General features: G+C 69.3%; 2 protein-coding genes. One reads left to right on the top strand and one right to left on the bottom strand.

Features of this window, described 5'->3' with window-relative positions:
• A partial coding sequence (locus ACTJK8_RS32355; RefSeq protein ID WP_440763210.1) for a hypothetical protein occupies positions 1 to 219 on the bottom strand: 219 nt, incomplete at its 3' end.
• On the opposite strand from ACTJK8_RS32355, the gene ACTJK8_RS32360 reads away from it, so the two are divergent.
• Positions 196 to 538, top strand: a 343-nt coding sequence (locus tag ACTJK8_RS32360) for a transposase (protein ID WP_440763211.1), incomplete at its 3' end; no start/stop codon positions are given. The two genes, ACTJK8_RS32355 and ACTJK8_RS32360, sit on opposite strands and share 24 nt — an antisense overlap.

Below are 538 nucleotides of genomic sequence, written 5' to 3' on the forward strand. Positions count from 1 at the left end.
CGCGTGCTCCAGCGTCATCTTGGTCTCGCCCTCGGTGGTGCACCCGCTGCCCGTATGGCGCATCGTCTCGCGATGCCCGTGAGTGGCGATACCCTCGTGCGCCTCGTGCGTGCGGCGCCTCTGCCGACACAGCCCGAGCCCCGCATCGTCGGCATCGACGAGTGGGCCTGGCAGCGCGGGCGCAGCTACGGCAGCATGGTCGTCGACCTCGAACGTCACACCGTCCTCGATCTCCTGCTCGATCGTGACGCCGAGAGCGTCGCCGCGTGGCTGCGCGCTCATCCGGGCATCGAGGTCATCGCTCACGACCGCGCCGACGTCTTCGCCGAGGGCGCCCGCGATGGCGCGCCGCAGGCCCAGCATGTCCTCGATCGTTTTCACCTGCTGCGTAACCTCGGCGTCGCCCTACGTGCGATCGTCGCCCATCATCATGGCGTGATCCGCGCCGTCGGTCGTGCGCTCATCGATCGAGACGCTGCGCCATACGGGCAGCGGGTGCACCACCGAGGGCGAGACCAAGATGACGCTGGAGCACGCG

This window comes from Methylobacterium sp. 22177 (assembly GCF_052045615.1).
Classification (GTDB): Bacteria; Pseudomonadota; Alphaproteobacteria; order Rhizobiales; family Beijerinckiaceae; genus Methylobacterium; species Methylobacterium radiotolerans.